Source organism: Paraburkholderia sp. Ac-20336, assembly GCF_017105025.1.
GTDB lineage: Bacteria > Pseudomonadota > Gammaproteobacteria > Burkholderiales > Burkholderiaceae > Paraburkholderia.
The window spans coordinates 1-14,117 of sequence record NZ_JAAGPS010000168.1 but is presented as its reverse complement, the minus strand read 5'-3'; the positions used below and the strand labels follow the sequence as shown (position 1 = coordinate 14,117).

The 14,117-nt window shown below is 65.7% G+C and carries 12 protein-coding genes; 6 read left to right on the top strand and 6 right to left on the bottom strand.

Annotation, left to right across the window (positions count from 1 at the left end):
* A partial coding sequence (locus GXB81_RS28425; protein ID WP_241016553.1) for a M48 family metallopeptidase occupies window positions 1-1,094 on the top strand: 1,094 nt, incomplete at its 5' end.
* A gap of 99 nt (window positions 1,095-1,193) precedes the next feature.
* On the opposite strand, the gene GXB81_RS28420 is transcribed toward GXB81_RS28425, so the two are convergent.
* The 5 genes from GXB81_RS28420 to gatC form a co-directional block, all read right to left on the bottom strand.
* A complete protein-coding gene (locus tag GXB81_RS28420) occupies window positions 1,194-1,973 on the bottom strand; it encodes an exodeoxyribonuclease III (protein WP_205990937.1) in 780 nt (259 codons plus the stop codon).
* Between the two features lie 52 nt (window positions 1,974-2,025).
* Window positions 2,026-2,865: a PPK2 family polyphosphate kinase gene (locus tag GXB81_RS28415; protein WP_167042146.1), complete on the bottom strand. Its 840-nt coding sequence runs from the start codon at window positions 2,863-2,865 to the stop codon at window positions 2,026-2,028.
* A gap of 137 nt (window positions 2,866-3,002) precedes the next feature.
* A complete protein-coding gene (gatB, locus tag GXB81_RS28410; RefSeq protein ID WP_205990936.1) occupies window positions 3,003-4,478 on the bottom strand; it encodes an Asp-tRNA(Asn)/Glu-tRNA(Gln) amidotransferase subunit GatB in 1,476 nt (491 codons plus the stop codon).
* A gap of 5 nt (window positions 4,479-4,483) precedes the next feature.
* On the bottom strand, window positions 4,484-5,971 hold the full coding sequence (gatA, locus tag GXB81_RS28405; protein ID WP_205990935.1) for an Asp-tRNA(Asn)/Glu-tRNA(Gln) amidotransferase subunit GatA: 1,488 nt from the start codon (window positions 5,969-5,971) through the stop codon (window positions 4,484-4,486).
* A gap of 193 nt (window positions 5,972-6,164) precedes the next feature.
* Window positions 6,165-6,464, bottom strand: a complete 300-nt coding sequence (gatC, locus tag GXB81_RS28400; protein ID WP_167042139.1) for an Asp-tRNA(Asn)/Glu-tRNA(Gln) amidotransferase subunit GatC — start codon at window positions 6,462-6,464, stop codon at window positions 6,165-6,167.
* Window positions 6,465-6,840: 376 nt separating this feature from the next.
* On the opposite strand from gatC, the gene GXB81_RS28395 reads away from it, so the two are divergent.
* From GXB81_RS28395 to rodA, 5 genes are all read left to right on the top strand, one after another.
* Window positions 6,841-7,884, top strand: coding sequence for a rod shape-determining protein (locus GXB81_RS28395; RefSeq protein WP_004189550.1), 1,044 nt, complete (start codon window positions 6,841-6,843; stop codon window positions 7,882-7,884).
* Window positions 7,885-8,038: 154 nt separating this feature from the next.
* On the top strand, window positions 8,039-9,175 hold the full coding sequence (gene mreC / locus GXB81_RS28390) for a rod shape-determining protein MreC (RefSeq protein ID WP_205990934.1): 1,137 nt from the start codon (window positions 8,039-8,041) through the stop codon (window positions 9,173-9,175).
* Window positions 9,172-9,684, top strand: coding sequence for a rod shape-determining protein MreD (gene mreD / locus GXB81_RS28385; protein WP_167042135.1), 513 nt, complete (start codon window positions 9,172-9,174; stop codon window positions 9,682-9,684). Before mreC ends, mreD begins: the two co-directional genes overlap by 4 nt.
* 156 nt (window positions 9,685-9,840) lie before the next feature.
* Window positions 9,841-12,210 carry a penicillin-binding protein 2 gene (gene mrdA, locus GXB81_RS28380; protein ID WP_205990933.1) on the top strand — a complete coding sequence of 790 codons (2,370 nt, stop codon included), beginning with the start codon at window positions 9,841-9,843 and terminating at the stop codon, window positions 12,208-12,210.
* Between the two features lie 10 nt (window positions 12,211-12,220).
* On the top strand, window positions 12,221-13,369 hold the full coding sequence (rodA, locus tag GXB81_RS28375; protein WP_205990932.1) for a rod shape-determining protein RodA: 1,149 nt from the start codon (window positions 12,221-12,223) through the stop codon (window positions 13,367-13,369).
* A gap of 82 nt (window positions 13,370-13,451) precedes the next feature.
* Here rodA and GXB81_RS28370 read toward each other — a convergent pair whose 3' ends face one another.
* Entirely contained in the window at window positions 13,452-14,111 is a 660-nt protein-coding gene (locus GXB81_RS28370; RefSeq protein ID WP_241016554.1) for a sel1 repeat family protein, read from the bottom strand.
* Window positions 14,112-14,117 lie beyond the last annotated feature (6 nt).

Sequence of the window (14,117 nt, the reverse complement as noted above, 5' to 3'; positions counted from 1 at the left end):
CATCCGCGGCGAGCGAAGAACGCGCGCCCGCGGCGACACCCGGCGCGAGCGGCGGCGCAGGCAACAGCGCGAGCAGCGGGATCAGCAACGCCGCCAGCAGTGGCACGAACACAAGCGCGCCCAGCACCAGCGGGAGTGCCGCGCCCGGGTCCGCGCCTCAAGCCGCCCAGGCTCAGCAGCCGTCACAACCGTCCGCCGCCGCGAAAGCACCTACCCAAGCACCCACCCAGGCACCCGCCGGCGCTTCCGCGCAGGCCGCCGCCGTTCCGCCGCCCTACTACGTCAGCCCGCAGTTGCGTTATGGCGGCTACATGGTGTTCCGCAACCTGATCCCGTCGCCGATACTCGAGGCGCAAGCCACCGAGGAATTCGGCCAGATCGTCTACGGCGCCGAGCACGCGAACCGTCTCTATAGCGACACCGACCCGCACGTCACCCGCGTGCGCTCGATCGTCGACCGGATGATTCCGTACTCGCTGAAATGGAACGAGCGCGCGAAGGGCTGGAAGTGGGACCTGGCCGTCATCCGCTCGAACGACATCCGCATGTACTGCCTGCCGGGTGGCAAGATCGTCATTTATGGCGGACTGCTCGACCGGGTGCGCCTGAACGACAACGAACTCGGCATGCTGATCGGCCACGAGATCGCCCACGCCTTGCGCGAGCATGCGCGCATGCGGCTCGGTCAGCTTCAGGAGAGACAGCTCGATTCGTCGGGCACGATCCCGCAACTGTTCGGACTCGCCGATCTCGGCATGGCGCCGCTCGGCATCGGTTCGCGTCTGCTGGAAATGAAGTACGAAAGCACCGACGAAACCGAAGCCGACGTGATCGGCAGCGAAATCGCGTCGCGCGCGGGCTTCGATCCGCGCGCGGCGGTCACGCTCTGGGACAAGCTCGCGCTGGCCACGGGCAGCAGCCGCGAGCACGGCTTCATCTACGTGCATCCGTACACGCCGGCGCGCCGCGAGGACATCATCAAGCGGCTGCCGGACATGCTGCCGCTCTACGCGAAGGCAATCGGCAAGAGCGTCGACGCCTTGCCCGATTACGCGGGCCTCGGCCGGCCGGTCCGCAAGCAGGCGCGCAACTGACCGCTCCCTGTCCGGCCCGAAGACGCGGGCCACCCGGGCGCGCTGCGGCTTACGCCCCGGTTTAGCCGGCGCCCATGGGCCGGCACCGAGGCGCGCGCCTTACTTCTTGACCTTGTGGTCGTAATCGACGGTCAGCGGCGCATGGTCGCTGAACTTGATGTCGCGGAACACGTCGGTACGCTTCGCCTTGCCCGCGATGCCCGGCGTCGCGATCTGGTAGTCGATCCGCCACCCGACGTTCTTCGCATACGCCTGGCCGCGATTGCTCCACCACGTGTACTGTTCCGGGCGCTGGTCGAGCGTGCGGAACACGTCGACATAGCCGACTTCGTCGAACAGCTTGTCGAGCCACGCGCGCTCTTCCGGCAGGCAGCCCGAGTTCTTCTGGTTGCTCTTCCAGTTCTTGATGTCGATTTCCTTGTGGACGATATTCACGTCGCCGCACACGATCACCTCGCGCTCGCGCGAAAGCTCGGCCAGATGCGGCATGAACTCGTCCATGAAGCGGAACTTGGCCTGCTGGCGCTCCTCGCCGCTCGAACCGGACGGCACGTACACCGAAATCACCGACAGCTTGCCGAAGCGCAGTTCGACATAGCGCCCTTCGGGATCGAACTCCTCGCTGCCGAAGCCGATCACCACCTCGTCCGGTTCGTGACGCGTATAGACGCCCGCGCCGCTATAGCCCTTCTTCACCGCATGCTGGAAATAGCCGGTGAAATCGTGCGGCGCCATGAATTCCGGTGTCATGTCGTCCTGCGAGCATTTGATTTCCTGCACGCACAGCACGTCGGCTTTCTGCTCGCCGAACCAGTCGAAAAAGCCCTTCTTCGCCGCCGAGCGGATGCCGTTCAGGTTCGCGGTAATCACACGCAACATGGTGTTCCTCTTAGGTTCGATTCGTTTCCAAAGCCGGGGCGTCGAGCCGTTTTCATTCGACCTTGACGCCCTTCAGCGATTCTTTCGCAGGCGGATATTCGAGCTTCAGCGCGTCGAGCGTGCGCAGCAGCAGTTCGGCCACCATCACGTTGCGATGTGTCTTCGAGTCGGCGGGAATCACGTACCACGGCGCGTATTCCGTCGACGTCGCGGCAAGCGCGTTGTCATACGCCGATTGATACGCGTCCCACTGCTTGCGCGCTTCGAGGTCCGACACGTCGAATTTCCAGTGCTTGTTCGGATCGTCGATACGCGCCTGCAGACGCGCGCGCTGCTCGTCTTTCGAAATGTGCAGCATGCACTTGAGAAGGGTCGTGCCGCTGCAGCTCAGCATCTCCTCGAACTGGCGGATATGAGCGCAGCGCCGCTCGAACGCCTCGGCATCGAGTTCGCCGAGCACGGTCGGCACGAGCAGGTCTTCGTAGTGGCTGCGGTTGAAGATGGTCAGCTCGCCGGCCGCGGGCACCTGCGCATGTACGCGCCACAGAAAATCGTGCGCCAGTTCGACGGGCGTCGGTGCCTTGAACGGCACGACGCGCAAGCCGAGCGGATCGACTTCGTGGAACACCGCGCGAATCGTGCCGTCCTTGCCGCTCGTGTCCATGCCTTGCAGCACGAGCAGCACGCGGCGTTTCCTCTGCGCATGCAGGCGCTCCTGCAGATTGTCGAGCAGCACGCCGATCTCGGAGAGCCGCGCGCGATCCGCGTCTTTCGAGCCGCTCGAAAACGGCTTTGCCGCCGGATCGAAATCTCCCAGCGAGAAGCGGTTTTTCTTTTTGCCGTCGTCGAAACACGGCACGCGGAAATCGTCGAGTTCGGGTTGCTTCGCCATGCACACACTCCGTGATCTGCGTTCGAGGGACTCGCCCAAGCGGGACCGCCAAATGAAACGGGCCGTTGCCCTACTTTCGTTTCCGGCAACAGCCCGTCATGGCGCGAGCGTCACCGCTCGCGCCGCACTGCATCGACTCAGGACAGCTTCTTCTTCAGCAGTTCGTTCACCTGCGCCGGATTCGCCTTGCCCTTGGTCGCCTTCATCGCCTGGCCGATCAGCGCGTTGAACGCCTTCTCCTTGCCGGCGCGGAATTCGTCGACCGACTTCTGGTTCGCGGCGAGCACTTCGTCGATGATCGCTTCGAGCGCGCCGGTATCCGAAATCTGCTTCAAGCCCTTCGCCTCGATGATGCGGTCGGCGGCGGCTTCGTCGGTGGCTTTTTCTTCCCAGATCGCGAGGAAAATTTCCTTCGCGATCTTGTTCGAGATCGTGCCGTCGGCAATGCGTTGCAGCAGCAGCGCGAGTTGCGCGGCCGACACCGGGCACGCGGCAATCTCGAGCCCTTCGCGATTCAGTTGCGATGACACTTCGCCCATCAGCCAGTTCGCCGCGACCTTCGCGTTGGCCGGACCGACCTTCGCGACCACCGCCTCGTAGTACGCGGCCATCGCCTTGCCCGACGTCAGCACGTTCGCGTCGTAGGGCGTGAGGCCGTACTGCGATACGAAGCGCTGCTGGATCGCTTCGGGCAACTCCGGCATCTCGCTCTTCACGCGCTCGACCCACGCGGCGTCGATCACGAGCGGCATCAGGTCGGGGTCGGGGAAATAGCGGTAATCATGCGCGTCTTCCTTGCTGCGCATCGAGCGCGTTTCGCGCTTGTCCGGATCGTACAGACGCGTTTCCTGCACCACGGTACCGCCGTCTTCGATCAGTTCGATCTGGCGGCGCACTTCGTACTGGATCGCTTCTTCGAGGAAGCGGAACGAGTTCAGGTTCTTGATCTCGGCGCGCGTGCCGAATTCAGCCTGACCGAGCGGGCGCACCGACACGTTCGCGTCGCAGCGGAACGAGCCTTCCTGCATGTTGCCATCGCAGATGCCGAGCCACACGACGAGCGTATGCAGCGACTTCGCGTAGGCAACCGCCTCGGCCGCGCTGCGCATTTCCGGCTCGGTGACGATTTCGAGCAGCGGCGTGCCGGCGCGATTCAGGTCGATGCCGGTCATGCCCGCGAAGTCTTCGTGCAGCGACTTGCCCGCGTCCTCTTCCAGGTGGGCGCGCGTCAGGTTGATGGTTTTCTCGTACGCTTCCTTGCCCGCCTTTTCATTGGCCGGCACCTGGATCGTCACCTGGCCGCCCTGCACGACGGGAATTTCGTACTGGCTGATCTGGTAGCCCTTCGGCAGATCGGGGTAGAAATAATTCTTGCGTGCGAAGATGCTGCGCGGCGCGACCGTCGCGCCGATCGCGAGGCCGAACTGAATCGCGCGCTCGACCGCGCCGCGGTTCATGACCGGCAGCGTGCCCGGCAGGGCGAGGTCGACGGGGCTGGCCTGCGTGTTCGGCGCGGCGCCGAATTGCGTCGCGGTGCCCGAGAAGATTTTCGACTGCGTCGACAACTGCGCGTGGGTCTCCAGACCGATCACGACTTCCCATTGCTTGGTCATGGTGCTCACACTCCTGCCGGTGCCTGACGATGCCAGTCGGTGGCGCGCTGGAACGCGTCGGCCACCTGCAGCATCCGGGCTTCGTTGAAATAGTTGCCGATAATCTGCAGACCGACCGGACGCTGCGCATTCGCACCCGCGCCGAAGCCGCACGGCACGCTCATGCCCGGCAGGCCGGCGAGGCTCACCGACAGCGTGTAGATGTCGGCCAGATACATCTGCACCGGATCGTCGCCCTTCGCGCCGAGGTCCCATGCAACGGAAGGCGCGACCGGCCCCATGATGACGTCGCACTGCTTGAACGCTTCCTGGAAGTCCTGCGCGATGATGCGGCGGATCTTCTGCGCCTGCAGGTAGTACGCGTCGTAATAGCCATGCGACAGCACATAGGCGCCGACCAGAATGCGGCGCTTCACTTCGGGGCCGAAGCCTTCGGCGCGCGACTTCTTGTACATGTCGAGCAGATCGCGGTACTCGGCCGCGCGATGGCCGAAGCGCACGCCATCGAAACGCGACAGGTTCGACGAGGCTTCCGCCGGCGCGATCACGTAGTAGACCGGGATCGACAGTTCGGTTTTCGGCAGCGAGACGTCGACGAGCGTCGCGCCGAGCGCTTCGTACTGCCTGAGTGCCGCGTCGATCGACGCGCGCACGTCGTCCGCGAGACCGGCGCCGAAGTACTCCTTCGGCAGGCCGATGCGCAGACCGGCGAGCGGCTTGGCCGCGCCGCCTTCCTGCCAGGACTTGCCGAGATAGCGCGTGTAGTCTTCGTCCTCGCGCGCGAGGCTCGTCGAATCGCGCTCGTCGAAGCCGGCCATCGCGTTGAGCAGCAGCGCGCAGTCGGCGGCGCTCTGCGCCATCGGGCCGCCCTGATCGAGCGACGACGCGAACGCGATCATGCCGTAGCGCGACACGCGGCCATAGGTCGGCTTGATGCCGGTAATGCCCGAGAACGACGCCGGCTGGCGGATCGAGCCGCCCGTGTCGGTGCCGGTCGCGGCGGGCGCGAGACGCGCGGCCACGGCCGCTGCCGAGCCGCCCGACGAACCGCCCGGCACGGCCTTGCGATCCCACGGATTCTGCACCGCGCCGAAGTACGAATTCTCGTTGGACGAGCCCATCGCGAATTCGTCCATATTGGTCTTGCCCACGCACACCATGCCGGCGTTCGCGAGACGCGCGACCACGGTCGCGTCGAACGGGCTTTCGTAGTTCGCGAGCATCTTCGAGCCGGCCGTGGAGCGCCAGCCCTTCGTGACGAACACGTCCTTGTGCGCGATCGGCAGGCCGACGAGCGGGCCCGCCTCGCCGCCGTGCAGCAGCGCGTCGGCGGCTTTCGCCTGCGCGAGCGTCAACTCGGGATCGACCTGGATGAACGCGTTCAGGCTATTGGCCGCGTCGATCCGCTTCAGGTACAGCTGCGCCAGTTCGACTGCGGAGCATTCCTTGGCCGTCAGTGCGGCGCGCAGTTCGGTCAGACTTTTTTCATGCATTGCGTTTTATCCTGGAAAGCGCGGCAGCGTGGTCACGCTGCCGTGAAGGCGTTCGGCTGCCCGCCGGCAAGCCGGGCCGGGAAAGCTTGCGGCGCACCGTGCGCGGCGCCGGCCGGACCACCCGCGAGAGGCTGCGCCGCGCGAAGCGCAGGGCGCTTGCCCGCGAGCCGCGCGGGACATGTGCGAACGCGGCTTATTCGATCACCTTCGGCACGAGATACAGACCGTCCTGCACGGCCGGCGCCGGGCGCTGAAAAGCCTCGCGCTCGACCGTCTCGGTCACGACGTCGTTACGCAGACGCAGCGCGACGTCTTCGATCTGCTCGATCGGGTGGGCAAGCGGCGCGATGCCGGTGGTATCGACCGCCTGCATTTGCTCGACGAGGCCGAAGAAATCATTGAGCTGGGCACGGGTGTGCTCGGCGTCGGCATCAGCCAGTTCGAGCCGCGCGAGATGCGCGATGCGCTTAACATCGGTCAGGGTCAGAGCCATGCAGTCACCGGAAAGAGGTGGAGTGTCGTCACACTTGAAAAAAACCCGCTGTAACAGCGGGTTACGACACGATAGGACAATCCCGAAAAAGGAACGGCAACGGCAAAAAGTGCCCTCCGTTTCCTTCAAAACATCCAAAATTATAAGGTATCATTACGCGTTCGACCCAAACCCGGACCGACTTACCAAGGCCTTACGGACCCTTCCCCAAGAACGTCCGTTGCTTTCCGCCCTGGCTCTGCAACGGCCTCCGGTAGACTCCCTCGCAGCTTCAAGTTCCTGTGGCGCCGCTTCGCCCGGCTGGAGCTGTTATTTTTTCCGCTGCCGCCCTACGCATACGGTGCGAGGCCCGGCCCCCAGCGAGACAGGATTTTGAATGTTCGGCTTTTTGCGCAGCTACTTCTCCAACGATCTGGCGATTGACCTCGGCACCGCCAACACGCTCATCTACATGCGTGGCAAGGGCATCGTGCTCGACGAACCGTCGGTGGTCTCGATCCGCCAGGAAGGCGGTCCCAACGGCAAGAAAACCATTCAGGCAGTCGGCAAGGAAGCCAAGCAGATGCTCGGCAAGGTGCCGGGCAACATCGAGGCGATCCGCCCGATGAAAGACGGCGTGATCGCCGACTTCACCGTCACCGAGCAGATGATCAAGCAGTTCATCAAGACTGCTCACGAATCGCGCATGTTCTCGCCGTCGCCGCGCATCATCATCTGCGTGCCGTGCGGTTCGACCCAGGTCGAGCGCCGCGCGATCAAGGAAGCCGCGCACGGCGCGGGCGCCTCGCAGGTCTATCTCATCGAAGAGCCGATGGCCGCCGCGATCGGCGCGGGCCTGCCGGTGTCGGAAGCAACCGGCTCGATGGTCGTCGACATCGGCGGCGGCACGACCGAAGTCGGCGTGATCTCGCTCGGCGGCATCGTCTATAAGGGCTCGGTGCGCGTCGGCGGCGACAAGTTCGACGAAGCGATCGTCAACTACATCCGCCGCAACTACGGCATGCTGATCGGCGAACAGACCGCCGAAGCCATCAAGAAGGAAATCGGCTCCGCGTTCCCGGGCTCCGAAGTCAAGGAAATGGAAGTGAAGGGCCGCAATCTGTCGGAAGGCATTCCGCGCAGCTTCACGATCTCGAGCAACGAAATTCTCGAAGCGCTGACCGATCCGCTGAACCAGATCGTCTCGTCGGTGAAGATCGCGCTGGAGCAAACGCCGCCGGAACTCGGCGCCGACATCGCCGAGCGCGGCATGATGCTGACCGGCGGTGGCGCGCTGCTGCGCGACCTCGACCGCCTGCTCGCGGAAGAAACCGGCCTGCCGGTGCTCGTCGCCGAAGACCCGCTGACCTGCGTCGTGCGCGGCTCGGGCATGGCGCTCGAACGCATGGACAAGCTCGGCAGCATCTTCTCGTACGAGTAAGCGAGCTTTTCTCCCATGTCAGTAGCGCGGATCTGGCACACGGCCCCTTGCGGGCCGCTTTGCCGTTGGCTGGGCCGCCCAGCCGCCACGCGCTGACCGCGCGCGCCTCTCGCGCCGCCGTCTCACCCAACCGCTCACGCCCCCGGCGCCGACCATGGAATACAGTCCGCCGCCTCTGTTCAAGCAAGGCCCCTCGGCTCTCGCCCGACTGGTGTTCTTCGTCGTGCTGGCGATCGCCCTGCTGATCTCCGATGCCCGCTTCCAGACGCTCGAAATCGTCCGCGGCGTGCTCGGCGCGGGTCTTTATCCGTTGCAGCGCGCAGCGCTCGTGCCGCGCGACATCTTCATGGGCGCCGCCGATCTCGCCGTGACGAGCGCCACGCTGCGCGGCGAAAACGAAAAGCTGCGCGCGAAAGATCTGCTGCTTTCGCAGCAGGCCAACACGGCCGCGACGCTCGCTGCCGAAAACACCCATCTGCGCGCGCTGCTGCAACTATCGCAGCACCTGACCACGCAATCGCTGCCGGCCGAAATCCAGTACGACACGCGCGATCCGTTCACGCAGAAAGTCGTGATCGGACACGGCGCGCAGCAAGGCATCCAGAACGGCTCGCCGGTCGTCGACGAAAACGGCGTGATCGGCCAGGTCACGCGCGTGTTCCCGCTGCAGGCCGAAGTCACGCTGCTGACCGACAAGGATCAGGCCGTGCCGGTGGAAATTTTGCGCACCGGCTTGCGCAGCGTGATCTACGGCACGCCGAAGGGCGACACGCTCGATCTGCGCTTCGTGCCGATCAGCGCCGACGTGCAGACCGGCGACGAGCTCGTCACGAGCGGCCTCGACGGTGTGTATCCGCCGGGCTTGCCGGTCGCGAAGGTCGTGCGCGTCGACAAGCAGGCCGACACCGCGTTTGCGCGCGTGGTCAGTCTGCCGGTCGCGGCGGTGCGCGGCGCGCGCGAGGTGCTGGTGCTGCACGTTCAGGACAACGTGCCGCCGCGCCCGGCCGACGAACCCGACGCGGCCACGGCCGCGAAGGATGCGAAAGCGAAGAAGGGCGGCAAGGCGGCAGACAGCAAGGGCACGGCGGAGAAATCCGCAGCCAAGCCCGGCGACAAGAGCGCCGGCGACAAGGCCGCAGCCGAAAAACCCGCCGCCAAAGCCACGGAAAAGGCCCCGGCCAAAAACGCCGCTACCGAGAAGAAGTCCGAGAAATCCGCCGACAGGAAGGCCGACAAGCCGGCCGCCGCGAAGACCGCGAAGCCGCAAGCCACGCCGGGGGCTCAGCCATGAACCGCCCGCAATACATCCTGCAGCCGGTCAATCCGTACTTCATCGCGTTCAGCCTCGCCGCGGCGTTCCTGCTGAACCTGATGCCGTGGGGACGTCTCGCCGGCGTGCCCGATTTCGTCGCGCTCGTGCTGCTGTTCTGGAACGTGCACCAGCCGCGCAAGGTCGGCATGGGCATCGCGTTCCTGCTCGGCCTGCTGATGGACGTGCACAACGCGAGCCTGCTCGGCGAGCACGCGCTCGCGTACACGCTGCTGTCGTACGGCGCGATCACGATCCATCGCCGCGTGCTGTGGATGTCGCTCGGCGTGCAAACGTTCGCGGTCATGCCGCTGCTCGTCGTCGCGCAACTGGTGCCGTTCGTGATCCGTCTGCTGACCGGCGCGGCGTTCCCGGGCTGGAGTTACCTGATCGACGGTTTTGTCGAAGCCGCACTGTGGCCGCTCGCGAGCGTGCTGCTGCTGATGCCGCAACGCCGCCCGGCCGATCCGGACGACACGCGGCCCATTTGATCCCGCTTCGGGCCCGCCGGCCGCTTTGCCGCGACACGTCGCCGTAAAGCCCGCGCCGCCAGCCCGCCCGACGCGCATTGCAGTTCCTGCCACCGGTCCCGGCCGGTTTGGGCGCACACTCTGGATGGCCGCGCGCCGGCCTTTTGCTTAAATCGCATGACCGAATTCAAGGACACTCAACAGCAGCTCACGAAATTCCGCCTGCGCGTCGCGGCGGCGGGCCTGTTCGTGTTCGTCTGCTTCGGGCTGATCGGCTTCCGCTTCCTGTTCCTGCAGGTTTGGCACTACAGCAAATACTCGCTGCAGGCCGACGAAAACCGCATTTCCGTCGCGCCGATCGTGCCGAACCGCGGCATCATCACCGACCGCAACGGTGTCGTGCTCGCGAAGAACTACTCGGCCTACACGCTCGAAATCACGCCGTCGAAGCTGAACGACTCGCTCGACAACGTGATCGACAATCTGGCCACGGTCATCTCGATCGACGCGCGCGACCGCCGCCGCTTCAAGAAGCTGCAGGAAGACTCGAAGAACTTCGAAAGCCTGCCGATCCGCACCCGCCTCACCGACGACGAAGTCGCGCGCTTCACCGCGCAGCGCTTCCGCTTCCCCGGCGTCGAAGTGCGCGCGCGGCTGTTCCGCCAGTACCCGCTCGGGCCGACCGCCGCGCACGTGATCGGCTACATCGGGCGGATTTCGCAGCGCGACCAGGACCGCATCGACGACGCGAGCGACCAGAACGACAGCGATCCCGATCACTACGATCCGCGCCTCGACGCCAACAACTACAAGGGCACCGACTACATCGGCAAGATCGGCATCGAGCAGAGCTACGAAACCGAGCTGCACGGTCAGACCGGCTTCGAGGAAGTCGAGGTGACGGCGGGCGGGCGGCCCGTGCGCACGCTGTCGCGCACCCAGGCGACGCCCGGCAACAACCTCGAGTTGTCGCTCGACATCGGTTTGCAGCAGGTGGCCGAGCAGGCCTTCGCCGGCCGCCGCGGCGCGCTCGTCGCGATCGAGCCGTCCACCGGCGACGTGCTCGCGTTCGTGTCGGCGCCGAGCTTCGATCCGAACTCGTTCGTCGACGGCATCGACCAGCAGACCTGGGACGAACTCAACAACTCGCCCGACCATCCGCTCCTGAACCGGCCGCTGCACGGCACCTATCCGCCGGGCTCGACCTACAAGCCGTTCATGGCGCTCGCCGCGCTGACGCTGCACAAGCGCACCACGGGCTGGGGCTTCCAGGACCCCGGCTACTACACGTTCGGCGGCCACACCTTCCGCAACGACGTGCGTTCGGGCCAAGGCTGGGTCGACATGAACCGCGCGATCGTCGTGTCGAACGACACGTACTTCTACATGCTCGCGCATGACCTCGGCGTCAACAACATCGCGAACTTCATGAAGCCGTGGGGCTTCGGGCAGATCACCGGCATCGACATCGCGGGCGAGGCCAAGGGCATCCTGCCGTCGACCGACTGGAAGCGCCACGCGTACCGCCGCCCCGAACAGCAGAAGTGGTACGAAGGCGAGACGATCAGCCTCGGTATCGGCCAGGGCTACAACTCGTTCACGATCCTGCAGCTCGCGCATGCGACCGCCACGCTCGCCAACAACGGCGTCGTGATGAAGCCGCACCTCGTGCGCGACATCGAGAATCCGATCACGAAGGAAACGCGCCCGGTCGTGCGCGATCCGAGCGACAAGATCGCGGTCAGGCAGCAGGACATCGACTTCATCAAACGCGCGATGGAAGGCGTGGTCACCAACGGCACGGCCGCCAAGGTGTTTGCCGGCGCGCCGTACCAGGCGGCCGGCAAGACCGGTACGGCACAGGTCTACTCGCTGCAAGGCGCGAACTACAGAGGTCACGCACTCGCCGAGCGTCTGCGCGACCACGCGCTCTTCATCGCCTTCGCGCCGGTCGAGCAGCCGAAGATCGCGGTCGCGTTGATCGTCGAAAACGGCGGCTGGGGCGCGGAAGCGGCCGGCCCGATCGCGCGCAAGGTGCTCGACTACTACCTGATCGGCAGGAACAAGCCGGGGGCGGAGGAAGCCGCCGTCGCGGCAGCGGCTTCGGCGACGCTCGACGCGTCCGCGCCGCAGGTCGGCGACGCGCCGCCTTCGAAGGACAGCACGCAGCCGATCAGGATCGCGGCGGGCTTCACGGCATTGCCGGTTCCCGGCGCCTCGGAAGCCGTGGCCGCATCGGCGGCTGTCGCGGCGTCGGCAGCATCGGCGGCTTCGGCCGCGAATGGGGCATCGGCGGCTTCGGCCGCTTCTGCCGCCGCGGCATCCGCTCCGGCAGCACCGGCCGGATCCGCAGCGCAGGCAGCCTCGGCGGCCAAACCGGCTTCGGCGTCCGCCGCCGCGAAAAAATCCACGGCGCGCTCATCCGGCGCGCCACGCAAACCCCGTCCGGCGAGCGAGCCGACGCCGAACGCCGCGGCGCCGTCGCGCGAGGACGCCGCTCAGGACGCGTCGCCACGCCGGCCGGCCGCCGGCGGCATCGACGAATAAGGAGAAAGGCATGCAATTCGACAAGCGCGCCTGGCTCGACCGCATCAAACGGATGTTCGTGGGCTTCGACCGTCCGCTCGCACTGATCGTGTTTCTGCTGCTGTGCGTCGGCATCGTCACGCTGTACAGCGCGACGCTCGACATGCCCGGCCGCGTGGAAGACCAGTTGCGCAACATCCTGCTGACGTTCGTGCTGATGTGGGCGCTCGCCAATGTGCCGCCCAATACGCTGATGCGCTTCGCGGTCCCGCTCTATACGTTCGGGATCGCGCTACTGGTCGCGGTCGCGATGTTCGGCCTCACGCGCAAGGGCGCGAAGCGCTGGATCAACGTCGGCGTGGTGATCCAGCCGTCGGAAATCCTGAAGATCGCGACTCCGCTGATGCTCGCCTGGTACTACCAGCGCCGCGAAGGCGTGATGCACTGGTACGACTACCTGGTCGGCTTCGTGATTCTCATCGTGCCGGTCGGGCTGATCGCCAAGCAACCCGACCTCGGCACGGCCGTGCTCGTATTCGCGGCCGGCTTATTCGTGATTTACTTCGCGGGCCTGAGCTTCAAGCTGATCGTGCCGGTGCTGATCGCGGGCGTGATCGCGGTCGTGTCGATCGCGGCGTTCCAGGACAAGATCTGTCAGCCCGAGGTGCAGTGGCCGCTAATGCACGACTACCAGAAGCACCGCATCTGCACGCTGCTCGATCCGACCTCGGACCCGCTCGGCAAAGGCTTCCACACGATCCAGGCGGTGATCGCGATCGGCTCGGGTGGCCCGCTCGGCAAGGGCTGGCTGAAGGGCACGCAGGCGCACCTCGAGTTCATCCCCGAGAAGCACACCGACTTTATTTTCGCGGTGTTTTCCGAAGAATTCGGCCTCGCGGGCGGGATCGTGCTGCTCACGCTATACATGCTATTGATCGCGCGCGGGCTCTATATCGCGGCCAATGGCGCGACGCTATTCGGGCGATTATTGGCCGGATCATTGACGATGGCGTTCTTCACCTACGCGTTCGTCAACATCGGCATGGTGAGCGGGATTCTGCCGGTGGTCGGCGTGCCGCTGCCGTTCATGAGCTACGGCGGCACCGCGCTGACGACGCTCGGCATCGCGGTCGGGCTCATCATGAGCGTCGCGCGCCAGAAGCGCCTGATGCAAAGCTAGCGACGCCTCACGGCACGCACGAACCGGCATGCAATGCGCAAAAGGGCGCTCCACCTGGAGCGCCCTTTTTTCATCGCCGTCATTACTGCGGCTTTACTTCCTTCTGATCGCGCAGTTGCGCGCTCAACTGCTGATACTTCAGACGCGCGGCCGGATCGCCCTGCGCCGCCGCAGCCGCGTAATACGCGCGCGCCACGTTCAGGTTCCGGTCGACGCCGTCGCCGCCGCGTTCGTAGAACGAGCCGGTCACGTATTGCGCGGTCATGTCGCCGCCCTGCGCCGCTTTCTTGTACCAGACGAAGGCCTGCCGGTTGTCGCGCTCGGTGCCGCGTCCGTCGAGGAACTGGTTGGCGAGGGCGAGCTGCGCCTGCACGTGTCCCTGCTGCGCCGCCTTCAGGAACCAGCGATGCGCCTCGGCCGGATCGCGCTCGACGAACTCGCCATCGTCGTACATCTTGCCGTACACGTACTGCGCGTGGGACATGTTCGCGTCGGCGGCCTTGCGCAGCCACTTCTTGCCTTCCTCGACGTTGGCCGGCGTGCCCTCGCCGTTGAGCAGCATCATCGCGTAGTTGAACTCGGCGAGCCGGCTGCCGCGCTCGGCGGCCTGGCGGAACTCGGTCAGCGCCGCGCCGAGATTGCCGGCGTTGTAGTCGGCCACCGCGGACTGCGTCTGCGGATCGTCCGACTTCGCGACCCGGTCCTGCGCGTGCGCGGCATCCCACGCGCCACTCGCCAGCAGCGCTGC

What these genes read in the sequence shown, in the direction of transcription:
- GXB81_RS28420 (WP_205990937.1), bottom strand. Translation starts at nt 1,973, where the DNA reads ATGTTGCGTGTGATTACCGCGAACCTGAACGGCATCCGCTCGGCGGCG.
- GXB81_RS28415 (WP_167042146.1), bottom strand. Translation starts at nt 2,865, where the DNA reads ATGGCGAAGCAACCCGAACTCGACGATTTCCGCGTGCCGTGTTTCGAC.
- gatB (WP_205990936.1), bottom strand. Translation starts at nt 4,478, where the DNA reads ATGACCAAGCAATGGGAAGTCGTGATCGGTCTGGAGACCCACGCGCAG.
- gatA (WP_205990935.1), bottom strand. Translation starts at nt 5,971, where the DNA reads ATGCATGAAAAAAGTCTGACCGAACTGCGCGCCGCACTGACGGCCAAG.
- gatC (WP_167042139.1), bottom strand. Translation starts at nt 6,464, where the DNA reads ATGGCTCTGACCCTGACCGATGTTAAGCGCATCGCGCATCTCGCGCGG.
- GXB81_RS28395 (WP_004189550.1), top strand. Translation starts at nt 6,841, where the DNA reads ATGTTCGGCTTTTTGCGCAGCTACTTCTCCAACGATCTGGCGATTGAC.
- mreC (WP_205990934.1), top strand. Translation starts at nt 8,039, where the DNA reads ATGGAATACAGTCCGCCGCCTCTGTTCAAGCAAGGCCCCTCGGCTCTC.
- mreD (WP_167042135.1), top strand. Translation starts at nt 9,172, where the DNA reads ATGAACCGCCCGCAATACATCCTGCAGCCGGTCAATCCGTACTTCATC.
- mrdA (WP_205990933.1), top strand. Translation starts at nt 9,841, where the DNA reads ATGACCGAATTCAAGGACACTCAACAGCAGCTCACGAAATTCCGCCTG.
- rodA (WP_205990932.1), top strand. Translation starts at nt 12,221, where the DNA reads ATGCAATTCGACAAGCGCGCCTGGCTCGACCGCATCAAACGGATGTTC.